Genomic DNA, 24,014 nt, shown 5'->3' with positions numbered 1-24,014 from the left:
TTCAGACCGGCTGCAGCTTCTGCTCGAACACCGCCACCCCATCCAGATCCCGCAGCACCACACTCATCTCGCCGCTCTGGCCGTCGATATTCACCTCGCCGAAAAACTGGAAACCGGCGAACGGTGAACTGTTCTGCACCGCTGGCGCCTTCTGGAACACCACCCGTGGGCCGAAGGTCTTGTCCAGCACGTTGGGCCCGAAGCTGCCGGCGTTCAGCGGCCCGGCGACGAACTCCCAGAACGGCTCGAAATCCTGGAACGCGGCACGGTCCGGGTGGTAGTGGTGCGCGGCGCAATAGTGCACATCCGCGGTCAACCAGACCGTGTTGTGGACCTTTTGCGCACGCAGGTAGCCGAGCAGTTCGGCGACCTCCAGTTCACGCCCCTGGGCCGGGCCCGGGTCACCGTTGGCAATCGCCTCCCAGCGCGGCACCCCGGGGCTGACCTCGCCATCCGGCACGCCCAGGCCGATGGGCATGTCGGCGGCGATGACCTTCCACTGCGCCCGGGATCCCTTGAGTTCACGCTTGAGCCATTCCAGTTGTTCACGACCGAGAAAGGCCTTTTCCCCTCCGAGGTTGTCATCGTTCGGTCCACGGTAGCTGCGCATGTCGAGCACGAACACATCGAGCATCGGTCCATAGCCGAGCTTGCGGTAGATCCGCCCACCGCCGTCGGCCAGTTGCCGGCGCAGCGGCGCGTATTCCAGCCAGGCCTGGCGCGCGGGCCCGACCAGGCTGTGGATAGCCTTGTTCCTGTAGCGCTCGTCCAGTTGCTTGCTCGGCGACCAGTTGTTGGTCACCTCATGGTCGTCCCATTGCCAGATCTGCGGCACCTCGGCGTTGAACCGCCGCAGGTTGTCGTCCATCAGGTTATAGCGGTAGTTGCCGCGAAACTCGTCGAGGGTTTCGGCGACCTTGCTCTTGGCCTCGGTGGTGATGTTGCGCCAGATGCGTCCGCTTTCCGTGGTGATCTGCGCCGGGATCGGACCGTCGGCATAGATGGTGTCGCCGCTGTGGATAAAGAAGTCCGGCAGGCGCAGGCGCATGGCTTCATAGATGCGCATGCCGCCGATGTCGGGGTTGATGCCAAAGCCCTGGCCGACGGTGTCGCCACTCCAGACGAAACGGATGTCACGGCGTTGTTGCGGCACGCTGCGCAGGTGGCCGAACCACGGCTCGCTGGAGACGCCGGTCTGGGCGTCTTCGAAACGTACCCGGTAGAAGATCGCCTGGTCGACCGGCAAGCCGCTGAGCTCGACCCGGGCGGTGAAGTCGGTACGGGCGTCGGCCAGCGCCGAGACGAAGCGCCGCGGGTTGCTGAACACGCTGCGGGTGTCCCACTCCACCACCATCCGCGCCGGGCGGTCGGTGCGGCTCCAGACGATCGCCTTGTCGCCCTGCAGGTCGCCGGACTGCACGCCATCGGTCAGTTGCGGACGATCCTTGACCGAAGCGATCACCGCCGGGGCCAGGCCCGGCAGGAGAATGCCGGCACCCACGGCCTGCATGACACGACGGCGTCCGAGATTGAAATCGCTCATGGTGCACTCCCTGAAAAAAGCCAAACGCTGAACTTAGCTGCAGGGAATGAAAGAGGTGTGACAGCCGGCTCCTGATCGTTCCCACGCAGAGCGTGGGAACGATCGGTGATACCGATGTGGATCAGGCCTGCGCCGGCTCCGCGACCAGCTCCACCGCTTCCGGCCGCTTCAGCACGGCATAGACCACTGCTGTCAGCAGGCTGCCGGCAATGATCGCCAGCAGGTAGGGCAAGGCGTGGTTGATCGCATTCGGAATCAGCATCACGAACAGCCCGCCATGGGGCGCCATCAGCTTGCAGCCGAAGTACATCGACAGGGCACCGGTCAGTGCCCCACCGGCGATGCTCGCCGGAATCACCCGCAGCGGGTCCTTGGCGGCAAACGGGATCGCCCCCTCGGAGATGAAGCACAGGCCAAGCACGAACGCCGCCTTGCCCGCCTCGCGCTCGCTCTGGGCGAACTTGCGCCGGGCGATCAGCGTGGCGATGCCCAGGCCGATCGGCGGCACCATGCCGGCGGCCATGGTCGCGGCCATCGGTGCATAACTCTGCGATGCCAGCAACCCGACCGAGAACGCGTAGGCCGCCTTGTTGATCGGCCCGCCGAGGTCGACGCACATCATCCCGCCCAGCAGCACGCCGAGCAGAATGGCATTGGTGGTGCCCATGCTGTCGAGGAAATGCGTCAGCCCTTCGAGCATCCCGGCCACCGGCTTGCCGACCACATAGATCATCACCAGCCCGGTGAACAGGCTCGCCAGCAACGGAATGATCAGGATCGGCTTCAACGCCTCCAGGCTGACAGGCAGCCGGGCATAACGACTGATCGCCTTGGCGCTGTAGCCCGCCAGGAAACCGGCGACGATACCGCCAATGAAACCGGCTCCCAGGGTGCTCGCCAGCAGGCCGCCGATCATGCCCGGCGCCAGGCCCGGACGGTCGGCAATCGAGTAGGCGATGTAGCCCGCCAGCAGCGGCACCATCAGTTTGAACGCGCTCTCCCCGCCGATCTGCATCAGCGCCGCGGCGAGGGTGCCGGGCTCCTTGAAGGCGGTGATGCCGAATACGAACGACAGGGCGATCAGCAGGCCACCCGCCACCACCATCGGCAGCATGAACGAAACACCGGTCAGCAGGTGCTTGTAGACACCCGTCTTCTCCTGCTTGGCCGGCGCCTGGCTGGCACCCGCCGCCGCGGTCTCCGGCTTGCCTTCGGCCAGGGCCCGGTTCAGCGTGGCATCCGGCTGCTTGAGGGCGATACCGGTACCGCAGCGGTAGATCTTCTTGCCGGCGAAGCGCTCGGTGGCCACTTCGATATCGGCCGCCAGCAACACCACGTCGGCCTCGGCAATGGCCTGGGCACTCAGCGGGTTGCGCGCACCGACCGAGCCCTGGGTTTCCACCTGCAGTTCATAGCCCAGGCGCTTGGCCGACTGTTGCAGCGCTTCGGCCGCCATGAAGGTGTGGGCCACGCCGGTCGGGCAGGCGGTCACCGCCACCAGGCGCGCGGCCCGTTGGCCGGTCGCCGTGCTGTCCAGCGTCGGCTCGGGGGCGACATGCACCCTGGCCTCTTCGGCGCCGCGACTGAGAACACCGTCGACATCCTGCAGAGCCTGGGCTGGCGCGACCTGATAGACGCGCTTGCCGACGAACCGCGACATCTCCACCGGCACGCTGCTGACCAGCAGCACCCATTGCGCCGCCGCGAGGGTGGCCGCCGTCAACTGGCGCTCGGGGTGACGAGGATCGTGCACTTCGACGCTGGTGCTCCAACCCAGGCGCAAGGCCGCCGCTTCCAGCAGGCGGGCGCAGAGCACGCTGGTGACCATGCCATTCGGGCAGGCGGTAACAATGGCTACGTTCATCACAAACCCTCTTATTGTTCTGTCAGGGCGTGCACGCTGACGCCTCGTTCAAGCTGTACCAATTGCGCCCGGTCGCCGATACCGAAACCGATCTGGGTCACCGCCTGGGCGGCGACCGCGGTGGCGGTGCGCAGGGTCTGCCGGGCCGGGTGGCCGCTGAGCAGCCCGTGGAGCATGCCCGCCAGCAACGAATCGCCGGCACCGACAGTGCTCGCCACGTCGACCTTCGGTGGCTGGGCATGCCAGGCCTCGGCCGCATGGAACCAGTTGACCCCATCGGCCCCCTGGGACACCACCACATGTTCGATGCCCTGGGCCAGCAGGCTGGCAGCCGCCTCGGCCTGCGCCTGCGCCGTCTCCACCGGACGCTGCAGCACCTCGGCCAACTCCTCGGTGTTGGGCTTGACCAGCCACGGCGCCGCGGCCAGCCCGGCCTGCAAGGCCGCGCCACTGGTGTCCAGGGCGACTTTCAGCCCCAGTTGCTTCAAACGCAGCAACAGCGCCTGCAGCCATTGCGGGCTGAGGCCCCGGGGCAGGCTGCCGGCGACCACCACGGCGTCATGGCCGGGGGCGATCCGCTCCAGGGTGTCCAGCAAGGCCTGCTGGGATTGCCCGTCGACCTCCGGGCCCGGCCCGTTCAGATCGGTGATACGTCCGTCCTGCTCGGCCAGCTTGATATTGCTGCGGGTTTCCCCCGGCACACGAACGAATGCATCGACAAAGCCACGCCGGGCAAACAGCGCCTCGAACGCTTGCGGGTTGTCGACGCCGAGAAAGCCGCTCACGGTCAGTTGATGGCCGAGGTCCGCCAGCACCTGGGCGACGTTGACGCCCTTGCCGGCGGCGTGGGTCAGCAATGACAAGGTGCGATTGACCTCCCCGGGCTCCAGCCGTGCCAGTTGCACGGTCAGGTCCAGTGCCGGGTTCAGGGTCAGGGTCAGAATCCGCGCCATTACACCGCCTCCACGAGCGCACGCACTTCATCGGCGCTGCCTACTGCCAGGGCCGAGCGGGCCAGGGCCTGGGCCGCCGGCAGGGCCAGCTCGCGTACCCGCGCCTTGACCTCGGGAATGCTGCGCGCGGCCACACTCAATTCGTCGACGCCGAGCCCCACGAGCACCGGCACCGCCAGCGGGTCGGCCGCCAGCTCGCCGCACACACCGACCCACTTGCCGTGGGCATGGGCCGCACGCACGGTGATGTCGATCAGTTGCAGCACCGCCGGGTGCAGGCCATCAGCCTGGGCCGACAGCGTCGGGTGACCACGATCGATGGCCAGGGTGTACTGGGTCAGGTCGTTGGTACCGACGCTGAAGAAGTCCACCTCGGCTGCCAGCACCGGCGCCAGCAGCGCGGCCGATGGCACTTCGATCATGATCCCCAGTTGCAGGTCGGCCACCGGGATTTCCCGGCGCAGGCGCTCGGTCATGTCCCGGGCCTGGCGCCACTCGGCGACACTGCCGACCATCGGGAACATGATCCGCAGCGGCCGGTTGTCGGCGGCACGCAGCAGCGCGCGTAACTGGCTCTCCATGATCTGCGGCCGTTGCAGGGTCAGGCGGATGCCGCGCACGCCGAGGAACGGGTTTTCCTCCTTGGCGATCGGCCAGTAGGGCAGCGGCTTATCGCCGCCGACATCGAGGGTACGCACCACCAGTGGCCGCCCGCCCAGGCCGTCGAGCACGCGACGGTACTCGGCTTCCTGGGTAGCCTCGTCCGGTGCCTGTGGATGGGCCATGAAGATCAGTTCGGTGCGCAGCAGACCGATACCCTCGGCGCCCTGCTCCACCGCCCCGGCAACCCCGGCGCTCTCGCCGATATTGGCGAAGACTTCCACGGCATGACCGTCACCGGTCAGCGCCGGTTCGTGACGTTGTTCGGCGGCCAGGCGCAGGCGCTGCTCGCGGGTGTCGCGCTCCTGGAGGGCGCGTTGCAGGGCGGCTTCGTCCGGCGCGACATGCAGGCGGCCTCTCAGGGCATCGAGCAACAGCGTGGTGCCCGGTGCCAGCAGCAGGACCTGCGCCCCGGCACCGACCAGCGCCGGAATGCCCAGGGCCCGGGCAACGATCGCACTGTGGGCGGTGGCGCCGCCACGGGCGGTGAGAATGCCGGCGACCCGTGCCGGATCCAGGCGCGCCACGTCCGACGGGCCGACCTCCTCCATCACCAGCACATAGGGTTCGTCCGGCTCGGCCAGGGTTTGCACGCCGCACAACTGCGCCAGCACCCGTCGGCCGATATCCCGCAGGTCCGCCGCACGTTCGGCCAGCAAGGCATCCTGCAGCGACTCCTGTTGCCGGGCCGCCGCCTCGATCACCGCCATCCAGCCAGCCTCGGCGCTTTCACCGAGCTTGAGCCGGGAATCGACCTCGTCGGTCAGTTCCGGGTCGTCGAGCATTTCCTGGTGGGTCACGAAGATCTCGCGAATCGCCTTGGCCTTGCTGCGCTGGACGAGCCCTTCGATATCCTTGCGGACCTCGCCCAGGGCCTGCTGCAGACGCTGACGCTCGACGGCGGCGGACTGGCCGCGCAGCGGGTAGTCGAATGCCTGGGCGACCTGGACATGGGCCGGGCCGATGGCAATCCCCGGTGCGGCGGCAATCGCCGGGAGCTGGCTGTTGGCCGCCGGCGCCGTCACGACCACGGCCGGCTCGTCCTCCACCGGGGCGCTGACGACAGCCACCTCCGGCAGTGGCTCGACCTCTTCGCCCAGGCCCTCCTCCACCGCGGCCAGCAGGGCCGGCAGCGCATCGGCGGCAATGGTCGGCTCGGCAATGAATTCCAGCACCTGGCCACGCCGGGCACCGAGGCTGAGCAGCTTGCTCAGGCTTTTCACCGAGACGGCGCTGCCCGGCGCATCGACGATGCGCACGCGGATGTCGCCCTCGAAGCTCTTCGCCAGTTGCGCCAGGACTTTCGCCGGGCGGGCATGCAGGCCGTGGGCGTTGGCCAGGCCGATGCGCGCGCTCGGCCAGTCGGCCGGCAGTTCGCCGCCGAGCACTTCCAGTACCGCACGGCTGCTGGTGGCGCGGCCCAACTCATGACCGCGGCCTTCGATCAGCAGCGCGCAAAGCCGTTCGAGCAGGGCCTGGTGGGCTTCGCCGAGGCTGGCGAGGCAGAACAGGCCGTGCAACGGCTGGCCGAGGTAGCGGATCGGCTTTTCCGGGGTGACGAAAGCCAGGCCGGGGCGCTTGACCGTCTGCTCGCTGTGCAGCCACCACAGGCCATCGCCCAGCGGCAGGGCCTCGACCTGCTGCAGCACGGCGGCGAAGCCGTTGCTCACGCAGTCGGCCTGGCGCAGCAGACGGGCGCCGCGCCAGACCAGTTCCTCGAAGTCCTCCGCGACCACACCGAGGCCGATCATCTGCGCATCCAGCGCCAGCTCCTGGGGGGCGCCCTGCAGCAGCTTCAACAGCGCCTCGGCACTGCTGGCACGGCGCAGGGCCTGGCCCAGGTCGGTTTCGCCGAGGGCGCGGGTAAGCAGTTGCAGCAGGCGCAGGTGCTCGTCGGATTTTGCCGCGATACCGATGGCCAGGTAGACGATCTGCCCGTCGCCCCAGTCCACGCCCTCGGGGAATTGCAGCAGGCGCACGCCGGTGGTGTGCACCAGCTCGCGAGTTTGCGGCGTACCGTGGGGAATGGCGATGCCCTGGCCGAGAAAGGTCGAGCCTTGCGCTTCGCGGGCCTGCAGCCCGTAGAGATAGCCCTCGGCGACCAGGCCGTCGGCAACCAGTGAATCGGCGAGCAGTTGCAGGGCGGCAGATTTGTCCACGGCCGACTGGCCCATGGAAATCTGCTCTACGGTGAGCTCGAGCATGCCTTTCTCCTATTCAGCCCCCACGACTGGGCGCTAGGTATTGTTTTAGATAAATCAGCTTAGGCGGACGGGCCGGATAAAGGTGCAACAGTCTTTTGGCAGAACCGTGGCACGGACCGTCATCGCCTGGAAATACGCTTGCTGAATCGTTTAACCAGAATGTAGGACACGTTACTCGATTATTGTCCGACGTAGAAGCCCTGGCAGTGGGTGATGTTGTATGAGGGGATAGGGGGATGGGCGGGCGCCTTCGCGGCGGTGCGGCCACTAAACAGCTTCGTGGATAAATCCGGCTCCCACAGGATAGACGGCGCCCACAGGATTTGCGTTCAGCACGATCATTGTGGGAGACGGCGCATCGGTTCATCCGCGAAGAGGCCGGCACAGTCACCGCCGACCCCATGGGCCTGTTTGACCACTCATCGGCGGCGAGCTAAAGACAGTTGGCTCCCACAAGGTATCGCGGTAGCCACAAATCTTGTGAACGCCGCCTATCCTGTGGGAGCCGGATTTATCCGCAGAGCTTTTAGGCTATGTACGAAATCGCTTGAAACTTGGTTATGCGGCGTTAAAAACCGGCTCGGAATGCTCATTTACTCCAGTAAAGTCGGGCGCGACCCCGGCCGTTCCTCGCCGGTTTTTGCCTTGCCTAACCTGCGTTTCAAACAATTTCGTACACAGCCTAGGGCCGCAAGGGCTTAACCGCTAAGCCGCCCCCTCCAGCAACGCATCCACCACCGCCCTCGCCATTTCCACCGAGTGCAGCATGCCCCAGAACAGGGTACGTTCCACCGGGTTGGCATGCAGGCCGATTTCGTCACCGTTCAGTTCGGCAACCTCCAGCAATTTCGATACGTAGCTCAGCGCGTCGTGGGCCGTGACGCCGGGCTGAATGGCAAACAGCGTGGGTTTGAGCGGGTCGGCGGGGTCGACGGTTCTGGCCAGGGTCAACGCTAGGGTATCAAGCAAGCGGGCCGCATCGGGCCGCTGGGGTTCCACGGGATCGTCGAAAACGGGAGGCGGATCGGGGGTGATTTTCTTGGCCACGGTGAATCTCCTGACTGTTGTAGGGGATCTCCACGCTCGCTGCGACACAAGGGTGGCGAACTGTACGCAGGTTCGCAGACCGGTCAGTCAGGAAAAAACCGGCAGGCATAAGCCTCCTGCGCACAGCCCACCATAAAGCAGACATGAAAAAGCCGCATTACGCGGCGCTGTGCGCCCGACTGAAATACCGGGCTGCGAAACCCGTATCGCTGATTTGGCAGCGACACCGGGAATGTAGACACGGCACTGAGCGCACTCAATATTCTCCCACGCCAAAAACACGTAGGAAATATAAGTTCTTTTTGAAAGCTATTTCTTCGCATTACAAGCGGCCAGAACCCCTGCCCCAGCGGCCCCGCCCGGACGACGGCGACCCAGGTCCAATTCCCGAGCCGCCCCACAGCAGGCACCCTTCCCACTGCCACCTGCCGAAAATAGGATAGGATCAGCCAACATGCAGCCAGCGAGCTACAGCTAACAAGGAATCATCCGCTTGAAACTCAGTGATATTGCCCAACTGGCCGGGGTGTCGGTTACCACCGCCAGTTACGTCATCAACGGCAAGGCCGAGCAACAGCGCATCAGCAGCAGTACCGTGGAACGGGTACGGGCAGTGGTCGAGCAATATGGCTTCACCCCCAACCCCCAGGCTGCCGGGCTGCGCAGTCGCAAGACGCGCACCCTCGGCTTCATCCTGCCGGACCTGGAGAACCCCAGCTACGCGCGCATCGCCAAGCTGCTGGAGCAAGGTGCGCGGGCCCGCGGTTATCAACTGCTGATCGCCAGTTCCGACGATGACCCGCAGAGCGAACGCGAGCTGCTGCAACTGTTCCGCGCCCGGCGTTGCGATGGGCTGTTCGTCGCCAGTTGCCTGCCCGAGGAGGACGACAGCTATCGCCAGTTGCAGGAGCTGGGCCTGCCGATCATCGCCATCGACCGGGAAATGCAGCCGACGCATTTCTGCTCGGTCGTCAGCGATGACCATCAGGCCAGCCTGCAACTGACCCGCAGCCTGCTGCAACCCAAGCCCCGGCATATCGCCCTGATCGGTGCCCGCGCCGAATTGAGCATCAGCCAGCAGCGGGCCGCCGGCTTCCAGGACGCCCTGGGCGGTTTCGCCGGCGAGGTGCTGATCGAGCATGGCGAAGCCTTCAGCCGCGAGTGCGGCCGCGAGTTGATGCAGGCGCTGGTCGAGCGCCTCGGCCACCTGCCCGATGCGCTGGTCACCACCTCCTACGTACTGCTGCAGGGCGTGTTCGATGCCCTGCAAGCCCAGCCGCTCAACCCGCAACCGCTGCGCCTGGGGACCTTCGGTGACACGCAGTTGCTGGACTTCCTGCCGCTGCCGGTAAACGCCATGGCCCAGCAGCATCAACTGATCGCGGAAAAAGCCCTGCAACTGGCCCTGGCCGCCATCGAGGAGAAGAACTACCAACCCGGCGTCCAGGCCATCGCCCGGACCTTCAAGCAGCGCATCCGCGAGGCTTTAGCATGGAACTGATCGACACCCACACCCACCTTGATTTTCCGGACTTCGACGCCGACCGCGACGCGTTGCTCGAACGCAGCCGCGCCCTCGGCGTCGGGCGGATGGTGGTGCTGGGGGTCTACCGGGACAACTGGCAGCGGGTCTGGGAGCTGGTACAGGGTGACCGGCAACTGCATGCGGCGCTCGGCCTGCATCCGGTGTATCTGGACGATCATCGCCCGGATGACGTGAGCGCTCTGCGCGACTGGCTGGGCCGCCTGGCCGGTCACCCGCAACTGTGCGCAGTGGGTGAGTTCGGCCTGGACTACTTTCTCCCGCAGCTCGACCGCGAGCGCCAGCAGGCGCTGTTCGAGGCGCAACTGCAGCTGGCCGCGGAGTTCAACCTGCCGGCATTGCTGCATGTGCGGCGCAGCCACGCCGCGACCATCGCCACGCTCAAGCGCTTTCGCCTGGCCCGGGGCGGCATTATCCATGCCTTTGCCGGCAGCCGCGAGGAGGCCCGGGAATACCTCAGGCTGGGCTTCAGGCTCGGCCTCGGCGGTGCCGGAACCTGGCCGCAGGCGCGGCGCCTGGGCAAGGTCATCGCCGACCTGCCGCTGGAGGCCGTGGTGCTGGAAACCGATTCGCCGGACATGGCCCCGGTGATGTACCCCGGGCTGCGCAACAGCCCGGAACACCTGCCGGCCATTTGCGCCGCCCTCGCCGAACTCATGGGCATCAGCCCGCAGGCATTGGCGGCCGCCAGTACCGCCAATGCCTGCGCGGTATTCAACTGGTCGACGAATCCGGCCTGAGCGCAGGCTGCAGGATGAGGGTCATCCGTTGCCGGGCGTGGGCGTAGCGCAGGGTCGCGAAGTACAACAGCAGCGCCAGCAGGGAAAAGTTGAGCTGCTCCATCAGGCTGATCAGCCCGATCCACTCACAGACCAGAGCCACCAGCAGCGAAGCCCCGATCAGCACGACCATGCTGGCCTTGAGCACCGACAGGGCATCGAGCGCCTTGAAGCGCTTGAACTGTTGCGGGCAATCGAGTTGCAGCGGCCTGTTGCAGCAACGGCAGGCAAAGCTCTCCTTGATGGCAATTGCATTCAGGTGCCATGCACTGAGGGGGAAGGTGCCATTGCAGTGGGCACACACCCCGTTGATGCCCATGCGCGTCTCCTTCAAAGCGGTTCCTCCCGAGCGGTCGGTGAAACTGGATCAGCGAATTTTCGCTCATCCTGCGCAGAAAGGTCGGCCGCTAAAGAAAACAGGATTTTGCCTACACACCAAGCAATCAAGTACTACAACCTGTTCCAAGCCTCACACCCGGAAGGCACCGATCAGTTGCTTCAGCTCGACCACCTGGGCCGACAATTGCCGGCTGGCGCTTTCGGTCTGGTGGGCCCCCTCGGCAGTGCGCTCGCCGGCCCGGTTGATCTCGACGATGTTCTGGTCGATGTCGTGGGCCACGGCGGTCTGCTGCTCGACGGCGGCGGCGATCTGCTGGTTCTGGTCGACGATCATGCCGACGGCGCCAAGGATGTTTTCCAGGGCGAGCTGGACCTTTTCCGACTGTCCCACCGTGCCATCGGCCATCTGGTGGCTGACGCCCATGGCCTTGACCGCCGCGCCGACGCCGCCGTGCAGCTTGCCGATCATCTGCTCGATTTCCTCGGTGGATTGCTGGGTGCGCCTGGCCAAGGTGCGGACCTCATCGGCCACCACGGCAAAACCACGGCCCTGCTCGCCCGCGCGCGCGGCCTCGATGGCGGCGTTCAAGGCCAACAGGTTGGTCTGTTCGGCAATGCTCTTGATCACTTCCAGGATCTGGCTGATGGACTGGCTGTCGATCGCCAACTGGTTGATCACCTGCACCGACTGATCGATCTCGCCGGCCAACTGGGCGATGCAGCCCTGCTGGGATTCCACCAGCGCCCGACCGTTGAGGGTTTCGTCATTGACGCTATGGGCACTGCTGACCGCTGCCGCGGCGCTGCGCGCCACCTCCTGGGCGGTCGCCGACATCTGGTTCATGGCCGTAGCGACCTGTTCGATCTGGCTGCGCTGGCCGGCCACCGCCTGGTTGCTGCGGGCCGACACCGACTCCACCTGCCCGGCCTGGCGTTCGACCTCGCCGACGGTCTGCCCGACCCGCTCGATCAGGTCATGGATCTTCGCCACGGTACCGTTGAACACCGCGCCCAACTCCCCCAGTTCATCACGACTGTGGGCGACGAAATTGACCGTCATGTCCCCGGCCGCGACCTTGTCCATCATCTGGCCCAGGCGCCGCAGGGTCGTGCGGGTCGAGGCGTAGAAACCGCCGTAGAGGTAGACGATCGAGAGAAACACCACCGCCAGTGCCGCGACCAGCAGGAGCATCTGCAGGCGTTTGTGCTCCAGCCGTTGCTGCAGTTCCTGGGCGAAATACGCCAGTGTCGCGTCATTGAGCTGGTAGGTCCGGGCCATCAGCGTGCTGACCTGCTCGTAGAACGGCGGCCAGGGCGCTTCCAGGGTTTCGGCCATCACCACCTGCTCCTCGAACAGTTCGCTGGCCTTTTTCAGCGAGGCCTGGCTGGCGTTGGCCAATGCATCCAGAGCGGAGTGGGCGTTGCGGCTACCGCCCAGGGCATCCTGCAGCTTGAGCGCATATTCGGCCTGCAGCTTCTCGATCTGTTGCAGCAGTTCGTCGAAACGGGTGCTCGATGATGAATTGAGGAAGCCCTGGCCGAGGGAATAGGCCCCCATGGCGCGCCCCTCGCCGAGGGTCTGGGTGACTTGCGGGGTGACACCGGTGACCAGTTCGCTCAACTGGCGCAGGTCGCCCTGGGCATCGCGGCTGAGCCCGGACTGGCTGGCGACGATCTTGCTGAAGATCTGCGCCTTGCCCAGCAGCTTTTCGATCAGCGCACTTTTGCTCTGCAGGGAGGTTTCGCCTTGCTGGGCCTTGAACGCGGCGATCAGTTCGTCGCGCTTGGCGGTGAACAGCGCCAGTTGCTCCGGGTCGCCGGTCACCGCCGTCAGGCCTTGCAGGCGGCCGAGCACGCTCTGTTCGAGCTGGCTGATGCGCCCTTCCAGATCCCCGGCCTTGCCGGACTGGCCGAGCACGGCATTGATCTGCACCTGGTTGTTCAGGGTTTCCAGGTTGCGCAGCAGGGTAAGGCTGTTGCCAAGCAGGTCCAGGCTTTGCAGTTCGACCTGGGTGGCGGAGAACTCGCGGTAGGAATCGCGTACCAGATAGAAGTTGGTCACCAGCATCGGCACGAAGAACAGCACACTGATCAGGCTGAACTTCTTCCCGAAGCTCAGGCGGTTCATCAGGGCAACGGCGGGAAATAGCAGACTCTTCACTAGAACGCTCCCTTTCCTATTATTTTTATAGTGGCGGCAGCGGCACAGGCATATAGCCAGTATCCGCACCTACTGCCTGTATAACTTAATTTGAAAGGGAGTTTTGTAACTTAAGGTTAACCAGGCCGGGGAGGTGAGCCTTGGGGTGGACGACACCGACCGCTAGCGAATCAATACCGTCCACAGGGCAAACCCGGCATACCAGAGCACCGCCGCCCGCAGCAGCAATTCCCACAGGCTGTCCAGGCTGGAAACGCCATCCGGGCCCTCCGCCGAGGTCGGTACTTCCCCAGCGACCCGTCCGACCTTCTCGATCAGTTGCCGGGCGCTGATGTCCCAGTTGAGCAGTTCGTGCAACATGATCCGGCTGACCGCCACGAAGTTGCCGACCAGCGCCAGGCTCGCCGCCAGCAGGCGCACCGGCAGCCAGTCGAAGGCATGGCGCAGCAGGGTGGCACGTTCGGCCAGCGCCGGGTTCTGGCTGTGCTCCGCCGCCAGGGCCAGCAGGCGATAGCTCAGGGCGGCGACCGGCCCGAGCAGGAAGTACCAGAAGATCACCGCGAAGAAGCTCTGGTAGGCCTGCCACAGCAGATAGCCCTGGACCTTCTCCAGCAACTCTTCGCCGTTTTCGGCACAGGTAAGGTTCATGTCGCGGCGGGCCACATGCACCCCGGCCTGCAGGTCGCCGCGCCGCCAGGCATCGCGAAACGGTCCCAGCGCCGCCAGCAGGTCACCACGGCCCAGGCTGTAGACCACCACCAGCAGATGCACCGGCAGCGCCAGCAGACCATAGGCCACCGGCTGCAGCACCATCAGCAGCAGGCCGAGCAGGACCACCGGCAACAGCACCAGCAGGCTGAGGATCACCCAGGGTCGTTTCGCCCAGCGCGGGCTGGACTCGAGCCGGGCCAGTTCGGCCAGCCAGGCACCCTCACGCTGGACACGCTGGCGCAAGGCCGAGAACTTCTCGATCCACACCGCCAGCAGCAGCACCAGAAAACTCATTGCGACTCTCCTTTTTCCAGCAGGGCGGCGCGAAAACGCCCCCAGTCAAAGCCTTCGCCCGGATCGGTCTTGCGCCCCGGGGCAATGTCGCTGTGGCCGCAGATCCGTTGCGGCGTGATGGCCGGGTACGTCGCCATGAGCTGGCGAGTCAGGGCAATCAGCGAATGGTACTGCGCCTCGGTGAAAGGCAGATCATCGGTGCCCTCCAGCTCGATGCCCAGGGAAAAATCATTGCAGGTCTCGCGCCCCTCGAAACTCGACACACCGGCATGCCAGGCCCGTTCCAGACAGGAGACAAACTGCGTGACCTTGCCGTCACGTTCAATCAGAAAATGCGCAGACACCCGTAGGTGGGCGATACCGTCGAAGTAAGGGTGTTCCGTAATATCCAGGCGATTCTGAAAGAACTCCTGCACCTTGCCGGTACCGAACTGCCCCGGCGGCAGGCTGATGTTGTGGATCACCAACAGGGAAACCTCCCCTTCGGGACGCTCATTGAAGTTGGGCGACGGGCAGTGAACGACTGCCTGGCACCAACCCGTGGCGGGATCCAGCTGCATACAGATTCCTTCGAGGATGAAAGCGACCGCCTCAGTATGCCGTGAGAGCGGCCTCGATGGGCAGCGCCCGCGCAGAAAAACCTCAGCGCGTCTTCAGGCGCCGCAAATTGCCGATGACCGAGGCCAGGGCCCGGTCGAACAGCAGCGTGTCGTCCAGCAGGCGGACCGCACCGCGGCGGAACTCGACGGCCAGCCCCCGGGCCGTACGCTCCAGCACCTTCATGCCGGTACGGTTGACGAAAATGTACTTGCCGGTCGGCTCGACGATCGCCGCCAGCTTGCAACGCTGGCCATTCTCTTCGTCTTCGCGGAACTCGACCCAGTTGCCGATGCGCAATTGCCGCACCCACAGCAGGCCGGCATCGTCTTCCGGCAGCTCCATCGTACGCTCTTCACGATGACCACCATCGGCGGCACTGAGGACGATTTCCTCGAGCACCTCGACCATCGCCGGTTGCTCCGCCTCGTTCCTGGCCGGCTCGACGCTCTGCCTGGCCAGGCGCTGGAAAACCTGGACATGCAGGCTCTCCAGCTGGCTGAAGAATTCGCTGGTGGCGAAAGGATCGAACGCCGCACTGGCCAGGCCGTCCCGCAGCGCCTTGAGCAGGCCGGGCACCAGATCCAGCAGGCGTAGCCGCGCATCGGCCACCCCTTGCGGATCGGCGCTCCAGATCAGTTCATCCATGGTCTGCAGGCCGGCCCGCCACTCGACGGACTGCTCGCCGTGCTTGAGCCAGACCAGCAACAGCACCTTGCTCCAGGCTTCCTGCAGCAGGCGCACCACGACTTCGGGCAGGGTCTTGCCCAATAGTCGCTCGTTCAATACTTCCTGGACCCGTTGGCGCGCCAGTTCGGCCTTGGCCCGACCCTCCTCGGCATCACGGGTGCGCTGCTCGAGCAGTTCGCTGCGGCGGCGCTCGTCACTGGTGAAGGCGAGGAAGTCGGTCAGCAGCTCGGCGAAGATCGCCGGATCGTCGACGAAGTCGTTCAACAGCCGCTGCACGATCTGCTCGATGCGCAGGTACAGGGCATCACGCTGGTAGTCATCGCGGGCGCCCCAGCCCAGGGATGCCGAGGCGATTTCATTCAGCAGGCGGCGCGCCGGATGACTGCCGCGGCTGAAAAAGCTCTTGTCCAGCACCGCCACCTTCAGCATCGGGATCTGCAGGCGGCCGATCAGCGCCTTGAGGCAGTCCGGCAGGTTGCGGTCATCGAGGATGAATTCGAAGAGCATCGCGATCAGGTTGATCACGTCCTCGTCCATCCCGCCGACCACCCGCGACTTGCCGCTCTTGACGCTGACCCGGGTCAGCAGTTGCTCCAGCTGATTGCGCAGGTCGAAGTCATCCGTCGCGGCCTGGGCCGGCACGTACTGCTGCAGATGCGAAAGCAGCCGCAACAGGTCGCGGGTGGAAATCGGCTGGATCTCGGACCCCGCATCCAGTTTGGGCGCGACACTGCCGCGCACATGCTGCAACAGGTCCTGCAGGGCCGAGAACACTTCCTGGACGCTGGCGTCGAGGGACGAGGTACCCGGGCGGGCCGACTCGGCCTCGGCGTCGCGGGCCCGCGCATTCGCCGCCGGACGATCGGAGGCGCGCCGGGCCGGGGCGGCCTTGAGTTCGGGCAACACACCGGTGGCGATCAGCAGTTGGTTGGCGTCGGCATACAGGTGATCGGTGTCGCTGAGGACATATTTCTCGAACAGCTTGAGGATGATCAGCTTGACCTTGATCTCCACCCCCAGGTCGCGCCCGGCCTCGAGGAAATACTCGCAGAGCATCGCCGGCCCCATGGGGTTGCTCTGGTCGTCGAGACGCCGGGTGATCAGTACGTTCAGGCGCGCGGTCAACTGTCCGAGGGCCAGGCCGTCCCGACTGAGGACCTTGGCGACCATCGCATCCAGTGCGACGGTTTTCTCCAGTTCGTCATTCGGCACCAGCGCCAGCTTGTCGTAGGACATCGGCGCGGCCAGGGCCACCTCGTGGACGTCGTACTGGCCAAGGGCGGCGAAAGCGTCGGCAAAACGCTCGTGAAAGCCGCGCTCGATGTGCTTGCGCTTGAGCCGCAGGTCGCGCATGGCTTCGAAGAAGGTGTTCTGGTCAACGTTGTTCAGGGCCTTGTCGGCCATTTCGAACAGCGTGTCGTCGGCATTGTCGAACAGCGCCTGCAAGCCCTGCCGGAGTTGCTGGGCCGCCTTGTCGCGCACCTGGAGCAGAACCACGGGCAAACGGGCGAGCGGCGACGGCGTCGCTCGTTCGTCGGTAGCCTTGTGCAAAGGCACTACCTTCCCGTCGTTGTGCATCCAAGCCTCCCTCTGCGGTTCTTTGATCCAGCGTAAACAATCGTTGGGTACGCGGTCGCGGCGCTATCGCCGGCGACCCGCTCCGACACCAGCCCAAGGCCACTGTCGGCTATCGATAATCGGGGAATCACAGAGACGTCAAAGCTATGACGTCAATTACAAGTCATATTATCTTGCAAAAGATGTCACTTTTGCCAGCGAACTCTGCAACTCGTTTTTCACCCTGTCGCTGTGTAGACCGCCGGAGACGTAAAAACGCTCACGCAAAACGACAAAATGTCGGTTCAACGGGCGGCGTTCGATGGGCGCGCCTTGGGTTGGCCGGCGCCTGGGCCCTATAATCGGGAGACTTTGTTTGTGGAGCCCGTTATGCCGAATCTACGTCTCGCCGACCTGACCGCCGAAATCGAAGCCAACGTGCGCCGTGCGTTGCTCGAAGACATCGGCAGCGGCGACATCACCGCGCAACTGATCCCCGCCGAACGGCTGGCCAAGGCCACCATCATCACCCGTGACGAGGCGACCATCGCCGGAACCGCCTGGGTCGATGCCGTGTTTCGCCAGCTCGACCCACGGGTCGCGGTGCATTGGCAGGTACGCGACGGCGAGCGGGTCAAGCCGAACCAGGCACTGTTCCACCTCGAAGGGCCGGCGCGCTCGCTGCTCAGCGGTGAACGCAGCGCACTGAACTTCCTGCAGATGCTCTCGGGCGTCGCCAGCCATGCGCGCTACTACGCCGACCTGGTGGCCGACACGTCGGTGAAACTGCTCGACACCCGCAAGACCCTGCCCGGCCTGCGCCTGGCGCAGAAGTATGCGGTGACCTGCGGCGGCTGCCACAACCACCGCATCGGCCTCTACGATGCGTTCTTGATCAAGGAAAACCACATTGCCGCCTGTGGTGGCATCGCCCAGGCCATCAGCGCGGCGCACAAGATCGCTCCGGGCAAGCCGGTGGAGGTCGAGGTGGAGAGCCTGGACGAACTGAAGGAAGCCCTGGCGGCCGGTGCCGATATCATCATGCTCGACGAACTGAGCCTGGACGACATGCGCGAGGCCGTGCGCCTGAACGCCGGCAAGGCCAAGCTGGAGGCCAGCGGCGGCATCAACGAAAGCACCCTGCGGCCGATCGCCGAGACCGGCGTGGACTACATCTCGATCGGCGCGATGACCAAGGATGTGAAGGCGGTGGACCTGTCGATGCGCTTGAGTCTCTGAGCCGATCCAGCCTTGGGAGCCGCCCATCCCTGTAGGAGCGCGGCTTGCCCGCGAATAGGGCCCCAAGCCTCGCTCAGGACCACAGGCACAGAACCCATCGGCCCTCAATGCAACTGAAAGTGCCGTGCCTCATGCTCCAGCAGCCACTGCTTGGCCGCCAGCCCGCCGCCAAAGCCGGTGAGCGTACCGTTGCTGCCGATCACCCGATGACAGGGCACGATCACCGGCACCGGATTGCGCCCATTGGCCGCGCCCACCGCCCGTGAGGCCCTGGGCCGGTTGATCTGCTGGCAGATCTGCCCATAGCTGGTGACGCCACCGTAGGGAATCGTCACCAACGCGTCCCACACCTCGCGCTGGAACTCGGTGCCGAGCATGTTGAGCTTGAGATCGAACGCCAGGCGCTCACCGGCGAAATACTCATCCAGTTGCCGGCGTACCGGCGCCAGCTTCTGCGGCGAATGCAGCCAGCCTTCCAGCGGCGTCTGCGGCCGGTAGTCCAGCTCGAAGCGCAGTTCGCGCAACCCGTCGTCATCGGCAACCAGCATCATCGGCCCGATGGGCGAAGCAATCACGTCGTAGTAGATCCGGCTTGTGGTCATTTTCGGCTCCTGCGTACCAATTCCGACTCCACGGCCTGGCGCCACAGGTACATGACCGAATAGGCGCGCCAGGGGCGCCAGTCCTCGGCCAGGGCTTCCAGGGCCCGGGTACTCAGCGGCGGGCCGTCCGTCACCACTTCCCGACGCAGGATCAGGTCCGCGGCGGGAAACGCATCCGGGTGGTGGAGCACCCGCATGGCAATGTAATGGGCCGTCCATTCACCGATCCCCGGCAAGGCGACCCAGCGCCTGACGAAATCCTCCAGGCGCTGCTCGGTGCGAAAATCCACCCGCCCCTCGAGCAGGGCTCGGGCGATGCCCTGGATGGTCGCGGTACGGGCGCGAATGACGCCGATCGCGCCCAGGTCGGCGTCTAACAATTGCTCCGGCGTCGGGAACAGCCGGTCCAGCCCGGGCGCCGGTGGTGCTTCAAGGACGCTGCCAAAACGGCTCAGCAGGCGCGCGGCCAACGTGCGTGCCGCCGCGACGCTGACCTGCTGCCCCAGGACCGCCCGCACCGACACCTCGAAACCCTCCCAGCCGCCAGGCAGGCGTTGCCCGGGGAAACGCTCGACCAGCGGCGCCAGTACCGGACTGGCGCCCAGGGTGGCGGCAATCGCCTGCGGGTCGGCATCCAGGTCGAACATCCGCCGAATCCGCATCACCACCGGCAGCATCTGCGCCGGCGGTACGTTGAACAACTCCAGCTTCAAGGCATGCGCGTCACCGGCCCAGGGGCTGACCTGCAACCAACTGGGCGATTCAACGCTGCCGAATACCCGGCGATAACGGTCGCCCTCGACCACCTCGATACCCGGCAAGGCGCGGCCGGCGAGAAAGGCGAGCAGCGCCTGGAAGTCGTACGGCGGCCGATAGCCGAGGCGCAGGACCAGCGCGTTGCCGGCGGCGACTGGCGGCTTGCGTCGCAACTCCCGTGGTGCCACATGGTTGGCCTCGGCAAACGCCGAATTGAATCGACGCAGACTCTGGAAGCCCGAAGCCAACGCCACCTCGGTGATCGGCAGGGCGGTTTCGGTCAGCAGTTGCTTGGCGAACAGCAGACGCTGGGTCGCATGCACCGCCATCGGCGAAGCGCCGAGGTGCTGGACGAACAGCCGACGCAATTGCCGACCACCGACGTCCAGGCGCGCGGCCAGTTCGTCGAGGGAATGCTCGGCGAGAAAGCCTTCGTTGATCAGCTTGAGCGCCCGCGCCACGCGGTGCTCGCCGTGCAGCCAGACGCTGTTGCCCGGCGCCAGCTCCGGCCGGCAGCGCAGGCAGGGCCTGAAGCCCAGGGCCTCGGCAGCCGCCGCGCTGGGATAGTACTGCACGTTCTCGACCTTGGGCGGTCGCGCCGGACAGACCGGCCGGCAATAGATCCGGGTACTGAGCACGGCGGTGAAAAACACCCCGTCGAACCGCGCATCGCGGCTCAGGCGAGCCTTCTCGCAGATATCGGCAGTGGGAAATGGCGCAGCGGTTGTCCTGTTCATGGGCGCAGGTTAGCACCGGGCATGGGGGCATACTCGCCATTTTCGGACAGCAATGAGCGCAGGTGTCGCGAAATATGCCGGGCAATAAAAAACCGGCCTGATGGCCGGTTTGGAGAGGCTGGTGCGGAGACAGGAGTCGAATCAGGATGGTCGAAGCCAATGAATTCGGAGTTCTGCCCTTCCGTTGCACGGCACCGTATACCTATATGTATACCTAAAAACAAATCTACTACGGGCAGCCGAGGCCGACGCCGATACGAGGTTTGCAGCTAATGCGCTTCTATAAAACAAAACCCCCGCAAAAGCGGGGGCTACCCAAGAAATCAAGCGATCAGCTGTGAGAGTACGAAAGGACGATTTCCCTTACGCTTGGCTTGTCGCTGAGTTTCTTGACCATTTGCTCGTAAACGTCTCCCCCGCTGTTGGGCCGTACCGGCTGCACACGCTGGTTGGTCGAGTTAAACGCCTCGCGCACCGATGAACGCGGGGCAGTGAGCTGAAGGCTTGCAAAGGGTGTGGTCATTTCAGCGCTCCATCATTCTGAACGGGTGAAAAAACGGTGATTCAATTCTGGACGGAAGTAGTGCTTACGATCAATCCAAATGAACCCATCGTGCTTACTGATCACCGCGACGTCTATAGGTCCAGATACAGATTCTGAAGGTCGCGTAACTCGCTCCTTCAGCGACTCCAGCTCGATAAGGCTCCGGGCCAGCGCCGCCATTTCTGGTAGGGGCAGCGAATGTACAACGGAGGACAACGGAAAGATATGTTGATTTCGGATCTGCGTATGCCATCTGTCAGAATGACCCGCATTCACCTCCTCAATGATCTCCTTGATCCTCTCTTTAGGCACGCTCGCCCCCGCCCCTACCTCAGCCTGGAGCTTAGCTGCCAATTCGTCAAAAGCTAACGAGGTCGACCCGTCGACCGTGTAGAGGACGTCGGGTGAAATACCCATACGAAACGTGTTGATCATGTACGTAGTCGCAAACGGCTGGATCACGGCTGGAGAGCTAGCATCCATTACACTGGGGGCATTGCGCTGCAGTATCAACCTGTCACCTAGGAATCCATAGCAATCATAGCTCTCCAATACAGGGAAAAACTCCTCCTTCCCGTATCCAGCTACGACCACCCCTGTCTTGTCGGCGTACATGATGAACTCTTTCACCGCAAGCTTGGCCAATACCTCAAGGAACCTGGGGATCAGGTATGCCCTGGTGTCGGACTGCATGAAGACGTAAAACGATGTGGCAGCGATCGCTTCAAGTTCCGGCGCCGTAGTCGCATGAGCATGAGCAATATCTGCTTCTCTCAGCAGAGGATTGAGCTCCATTGCCTCGATCTCGCTTTCGCACAGCGCCAAGGCACTTTCGATTTCCTGGTCACTTTTGCCGGCTAGGTCCTCAATGGTAGCCACCCCCGCCTGTTGGGCAATACGGAGCTGAAGCCGGTAGGTCGCGGCCGCGACGACATCAAACAATGCAGAGCCGCGTGCCGCATCGGAAAATAGCTTCTCTTCTCGCTCAACAAAATCAAAGAAACGCTCAGGGTAGGTCTCTAGCTTGTCGTACTGGTCCTGACCTAATTGCTCACGAAATGCCTTGATAGGAAGCTCCCAAGGAACTCCATGTAAATCCGCAGAGCCATAGATCATGAGGCCCACAGGGGCCACCCTGCTCAACTCAAATAGCTTGTTGGCGCCTTTGAAATACCGACGTTCCTGCTCCCCATCCTTCCAAGACGTCACGGTGGTGGCGCTATCAGCAGCCAAAACCACAGCGGTGCGGCTCATTATCGCAATTTCGGCAGTCATGACTTCCTTCCTGGTGGCATTTTGCATCACACATCAGAAATATGACCTTAGCCAACCTCCACGATGCGTGCCACAACGCCCCTGCCAAAGCTGCATCTGAGAGTCGTATGGCTTCTGAAGCAAATAATCGCTTCATCCGAATCGACAAAGTCATCAACATCACAACCCTGCGCTGCTTTCTAGGGGCTTTGATTCCAGAGGTCAAAATTTCAGCTCGATAGGCCCTATCGCGCATTCCGCATGCCGCTCTAGGAACAAGAAGGACCGAAAAATCAATAGCGTAGCCGCTGATCTGGACCAGCAAATTCATCGATGCCCGGGGGGCGTGTATAGCCATTGTTTAAGCGATGGCCAGGGGGTGGTGTATAGCCGGGCACCACTACCCAGCAATGGCGAGTTGGCGCTTCACCATTCAACGACCGTCGCTGGTCGCCGGCGGGTGTTGCGACCTGACAGCAACCCCTTGCTCAAGCAGATACCGGAGAGTTTTCCGGGATCTACAGCCCCATCTGCCTGATGATCCTGCGCGGCTCCATTCCATCGCGTTGCGCCATGCTGACGAACATGGTCATCTGATCGAGCGCCTGGTCCGAGTGCTTGGGAACGGCTTGCTGCCCCTTGACGTTGCCAGTGGCATATCGCCATGCTTATTCCCTTTTTTGGCGCACAGATTTTGCGCTTGCGCACCTGGCTCTGAACAGACAAGGATAGCTGTATGCCTAAAGGTAATCCCACAGCAGCACAACTTTGGCAAGGTGATGTCTCTTTCTTCTCCCTTGACACAGACTTGATCCAATCAGCTGGTTACAATTTCGAAAGCGGACCGCTGAAACACTTACCGAAACAGCTTCCGGACACTATGAGTCTTCAATTGTCAGAGGTTGTCGCACAAGAAATTGTCGCACACCGCATGACAGGGGTAACCAAAGCGATTGACAGCTTTAAAAGCTCCTCAAGTGAATTGAAACGACTAGCTGGCATTACCATGGACGACATAAACAGAAGCTTTGCAGCATTGCAAGCTGGAGCTAGTGCATGGGCTTTCTTCTACCAACAGATCAAAGATTACACCACCACTTGCCAAGGTGGAATTCTTCCGATAGAGGGACATCTTCTCGCCCAAAGAATCTTCGAACTTTACTTCGATACTGAACCACCATTCGATACTCGTAAAGACAAGAAGTCCGAATTCCCCGACGCTGCGTCCTTATTGATTCTTGAAGATTTTGCATCAAAAAATAAAACGATGGGCTTGATTGCATCAGGGGATGAAGGGTGGAGTCGCTTCGCGGAAACATCTGACTACTTGTATTGTGTGCGTTCCATTGATGAACTGGCCGCTCTCTTTGCAGCTACTGACGCATACGCTAAGGCGGTCGAGGGCAAGGTGATTGAGGCAGTTCAGAATGACGAGTCGCCCCTCAGAGATAACTTATATGACGCGCTCGCAGATCACGTAGCTAATTCATCATGGTATGCTTCAGACGTAGTTACTCACACCGTCACCAGAGTCGAGGCTGAGGTCTACGACACCAAGTTTAAAGGTTACGAGATAGAGTCGGCGGAAGTCTGGTCGATCAGTCCAGACAAGAAGACTTGGGTCATCGAGCTAAATATTACGGCGACAGTAGACCTGTCTATAAATGCTGAATTTTTTGCATGGGATTCTATCGACCGAGAGGAAGTTTCTCTGGGCTCGGATGTTTTCCCGTCTGAGAAGCTAATCGAAGTTCAAGTGTATTTCACTTGCTCAGGAGTAGAGGAAGACACCCAGCCGGAAGAATGGGACATCGAGATTGAAATAGCGAAAGAAGACTATGAATGCGATCCAATGGATGTCGAGCCGGACTTCTATGACTAGGATTGGTAATTTTTGGGGGAAGAATTGCTGATTGACAAACGCTCCCCAAAAACTCTTG

At 63.3% G+C, this 24,014-nt stretch carries 18 protein-coding genes and 1 pseudogene; 4 read left to right on the top strand and 15 right to left on the bottom strand.

All coding sequences use genetic code 11. The annotated features are described in order from the left end of the window. Position 1: 1 nt before the first annotated feature. The 5 genes from ACMGT0_RS05635 to ACMGT0_RS05615 all read right to left on the bottom strand — a co-directional run bounded on the left by ACMGT0_RS05635 (position 2) and on the right by ACMGT0_RS05615 (position 8,271). Positions 2 to 1,543, bottom strand: a complete 1,542-nt coding sequence (locus tag ACMGT0_RS05635) for an alkaline phosphatase D family protein (RefSeq protein WP_416771809.1) — start codon at positions 1,541 to 1,543, stop codon at positions 2 to 4. Positions 1,544 to 1,664: 121 nt separating this feature from the next. Then, a complete protein-coding gene (locus ACMGT0_RS05630) occupies positions 1,665 to 3,407 on the bottom strand; it encodes a PTS fructose-like transporter subunit IIB (RefSeq protein ID WP_273824750.1) in 1,743 nt (580 codons plus the stop codon). Positions 3,408 to 3,418: 11 nt separating this feature from the next. Continuing rightward, the gene (gene pfkB / locus ACMGT0_RS05625; RefSeq protein ID WP_416771806.1) at positions 3,419 to 4,360 is read right to left on the bottom strand and encodes a 1-phosphofructokinase; all 942 of its coding nucleotides are present in this window, start codon (positions 4,358 to 4,360) and stop codon (positions 3,419 to 3,421) included. Then, positions 4,360 to 7,224 (bottom strand): phosphoenolpyruvate--protein phosphotransferase, encoded by a 2,865-nt coding sequence (gene ptsP, locus ACMGT0_RS05620; protein ID WP_416771804.1) that lies wholly within the window; start codon positions 7,222 to 7,224, stop codon positions 4,360 to 4,362. Before ptsP ends, pfkB begins: the two co-directional genes overlap by 1 nt. Positions 7,225 to 7,929: 705 nt before the next feature. After that, positions 7,930 to 8,271 carry a hypothetical protein gene (locus tag ACMGT0_RS05615; RefSeq protein WP_416771802.1) on the bottom strand — a complete coding sequence of 114 codons (342 nt, stop codon included), beginning with the start codon at positions 8,269 to 8,271 and terminating at the stop codon, positions 7,930 to 7,932. Between the two features lie 493 nt (positions 8,272 to 8,764). On the opposite strand from ACMGT0_RS05615, the gene cra reads away from it, so the two are divergent. Next, positions 8,765 to 9,772, top strand: a complete 1,008-nt coding sequence (gene cra / locus ACMGT0_RS05610) for a catabolite repressor/activator (RefSeq protein ID WP_416771800.1) — start codon at positions 8,765 to 8,767, stop codon at positions 9,770 to 9,772. Continuing rightward, positions 9,763 to 10,554 (top strand): TatD family hydrolase, encoded by a 792-nt coding sequence (locus ACMGT0_RS05605; protein ID WP_054064121.1) that lies wholly within the window; start codon positions 9,763 to 9,765, stop codon positions 10,552 to 10,554. The genes cra and ACMGT0_RS05605 overlap by 10 nt, the downstream gene beginning before the upstream one ends. Here ACMGT0_RS05605 and ACMGT0_RS05600 read toward each other — a convergent pair. From ACMGT0_RS05600 to ACMGT0_RS05575, 6 genes and pseudogenes are all read right to left on the bottom strand, one after another. Further along, positions 10,529 to 10,912 (bottom strand): hypothetical protein, encoded by a 384-nt coding sequence (locus ACMGT0_RS05600; protein ID WP_054058032.1) that lies wholly within the window; start codon positions 10,910 to 10,912, stop codon positions 10,529 to 10,531. The genes ACMGT0_RS05605 and ACMGT0_RS05600 overlap by 26 nt on opposite strands. 150 nt (positions 10,913 to 11,062) lie before the next feature. Continuing rightward, positions 11,063 to 11,767 (bottom strand): methyl-accepting chemotaxis protein, encoded by a 705-nt coding sequence (locus tag ACMGT0_RS05595; RefSeq protein WP_416773421.1) that lies wholly within the window; start codon positions 11,765 to 11,767, stop codon positions 11,063 to 11,065. Positions 11,768 to 11,920: 153 nt separating this feature from the next. Then, positions 11,921 to 12,124, bottom strand: a pseudogene (locus ACMGT0_RS05590) (HAMP domain-containing protein); the annotation flags it as partial. Between the two features lie 1,131 nt (positions 12,125 to 13,255). Next, a complete protein-coding gene (gene ampE, locus ACMGT0_RS05585; RefSeq protein WP_416771797.1) occupies positions 13,256 to 14,098 on the bottom strand; it encodes a regulatory signaling modulator protein AmpE in 843 nt (280 codons plus the stop codon). Continuing rightward, positions 14,095 to 14,658 carry a 1,6-anhydro-N-acetylmuramyl-L-alanine amidase AmpD gene (gene ampD, locus ACMGT0_RS05580; RefSeq protein WP_054058029.1) on the bottom strand — a complete coding sequence of 188 codons (564 nt, stop codon included), beginning with the start codon at positions 14,656 to 14,658 and terminating at the stop codon, positions 14,095 to 14,097. Before ampD ends, ampE begins: the two co-directional genes overlap by 4 nt. 82 nt (positions 14,659 to 14,740) lie before the next feature. Further along, positions 14,741 to 16,963 (bottom strand): DUF1631 domain-containing protein, encoded by a 2,223-nt coding sequence (locus ACMGT0_RS05575; RefSeq protein ID WP_273824761.1) that lies wholly within the window; start codon positions 16,961 to 16,963, stop codon positions 14,741 to 14,743. 369 nt (positions 16,964 to 17,332) lie between these two features. On the opposite strand from ACMGT0_RS05575, the gene nadC reads away from it, so the two are divergent. Continuing rightward, on the top strand, positions 17,333 to 18,181 hold the full coding sequence (nadC, locus tag ACMGT0_RS05570) for a carboxylating nicotinate-nucleotide diphosphorylase (RefSeq protein WP_054058027.1): 849 nt from the start codon (positions 17,333 to 17,335) through the stop codon (positions 18,179 to 18,181). A gap of 104 nt (positions 18,182 to 18,285) precedes the next feature. Here nadC and ACMGT0_RS05565 read toward each other — a convergent pair whose 3' ends face one another. From ACMGT0_RS05565 to ACMGT0_RS05550, 4 genes are all read right to left on the bottom strand, one after another. Beyond that, positions 18,286 to 18,783 (bottom strand): methylated-DNA--[protein]-cysteine S-methyltransferase, encoded by a 498-nt coding sequence (locus tag ACMGT0_RS05565; protein ID WP_416771794.1) that lies wholly within the window; start codon positions 18,781 to 18,783, stop codon positions 18,286 to 18,288. After that, entirely contained in the window at positions 18,780 to 20,276 is a 1,497-nt protein-coding gene (locus ACMGT0_RS05560) for an AlkA N-terminal domain-containing protein (protein WP_416771793.1), read from the bottom strand. The genes ACMGT0_RS05565 and ACMGT0_RS05560 overlap by 4 nt, the downstream gene beginning before the upstream one ends. A gap of 331 nt (positions 20,277 to 20,607) precedes the next feature. Then, positions 20,608 to 20,799: a hypothetical protein gene (locus ACMGT0_RS05555; RefSeq protein ID WP_416771791.1), complete on the bottom strand. Its 192-nt coding sequence runs from the start codon at positions 20,797 to 20,799 to the stop codon at positions 20,608 to 20,610. Between the two features lie 12 nt (positions 20,800 to 20,811). Then, the gene (locus ACMGT0_RS05550) at positions 20,812 to 22,095 is read right to left on the bottom strand and encodes a hypothetical protein (RefSeq protein WP_416771789.1); all 1,284 of its coding nucleotides are present in this window, start codon (positions 22,093 to 22,095) and stop codon (positions 20,812 to 20,814) included. 715 nt (positions 22,096 to 22,810) lie between these two features. Here ACMGT0_RS05550 and ACMGT0_RS05545 point away from each other — a divergent pair. Continuing rightward, complete coding sequence (locus ACMGT0_RS05545; protein WP_416771788.1) at positions 22,811 to 23,956, top strand: PIN domain-containing protein; 1,146 nt, start codon at positions 22,811 to 22,813, stop codon at positions 23,954 to 23,956. Positions 23,957 to 24,014: the final 58 nt, after the last annotated feature.

Source organism: Pseudomonas sp. RHF3.3-3, from assembly GCF_048069595.1.
GTDB classification, from domain to species: Bacteria; Pseudomonadota; Gammaproteobacteria; order Pseudomonadales; family Pseudomonadaceae; genus Aquipseudomonas; species Aquipseudomonas fuscovaginae_B.
This window is presented reverse-complemented; position numbering and strand designations above follow the sequence as displayed.